The organism is Asticcacaulis sp. AC460 (assembly GCF_000495795.1).
GTDB lineage: Bacteria > Pseudomonadota > Alphaproteobacteria > Caulobacterales > Caulobacteraceae > Asticcacaulis.
In genome coordinates this window covers 1-925 of the sequence record NZ_AWGD01000064.1, presented here as the reverse complement: position 1 = coordinate 925, position 925 = coordinate 1, and the positions used below count along the sequence as shown (strand labels likewise).

Sequence of the window (925 nt, the reverse complement as noted above, 5' to 3'; positions counted from 1 at the left end):
AATAAATGCGGTTCGCCGCCGTCTTCGTCTCTCTTTCCAAAAACATGATCGTCCCGAAGGAACTTCTGGTTCCGGGCAGGGTGGTCATGCATCGTAAGCCCAGCGGTAACGCGATGGGTGAACGCTTGACCTGCTGGCCTGTAGCTCAGGTGGTTAGAGCGTACGCCTGATAAGCGTAAGGTCGACAGTTCGAGTCTGTCCAGGCCAACCATGGGTTAAGCGTCCGATCTGGTAAGATGGGGCCATAACTCAGATGGTAGAGTGCCTGCTTTGCAAGCAGGATGTCGTCGGTTCGATTCCGTCTGGCTCCACCAGCTCCCTCAAGTGAGGTTGTAGCGGGTGACATGCTTACGATGCACAAGAGTTTTTCGGCTGTGAGGGTAACCTCTGGTCGAAAGGGTGCAGGGTCTGAGACCCTGCTGAAATTGTAAATGAAGGGTTTCCCCGGTTGTTCATAGCTTTAGGGGTGATCCGAGAAGACATTGTCTGACACAGACATCTTCGATGAACTACGTATGCCGCAACTTTCCGAGCATACGGGGGAGAAGATGTCTAAGAACGACGTATGTATATGTAATGGTGCGACGCTACCCTAGTGGCGGTCGTGACAATCGACGTGATCGTATCGTTACATTGTAAACACATGCGTTTTGTTGAGAACGATCAAGCGTTAAAGGGCTTCTGACGGATGCCTTGGCGTAGAGAGGCGAAGAAGGACGTGGCAAGCTGCGATAAGAACCGGGGAGGCGCTAGCACCCTTTGATCCGGTTATCTCCGAATGGGGAAACCCATCTTTACGGCCTTCCAATTTAAAGAACGTGGATAAGACAGAGGATGTGGTTGCATGCCACAGAGACTGTCTATGAGGCGTTTGCCTGGGGTGACCTGGGATCTTTAGATTGGTTGGTTGTTTTAAGATATAATG

The 925-nt window shown here is 51.2% G+C and carries 2 tRNA genes and 1 rRNA gene; all 3 read left to right on the top strand.

What is annotated here, in order from left to right:
* The first annotated feature begins 134 nt into the window (after positions 1 to 134).
* Positions 135 to 211 (top strand) — tRNA-Ile (locus tag ABAC460_RS47915).
* Between the two features lie 27 nt (positions 212 to 238).
* Positions 239 to 314 (top strand) — tRNA-Ala (locus ABAC460_RS47910).
* A 347-nt stretch (positions 315 to 661) separates the two neighbouring features.
* A 23S ribosomal RNA gene (locus tag ABAC460_RS50635) occupies positions 662 to 925 on the top strand; the annotation flags it as partial.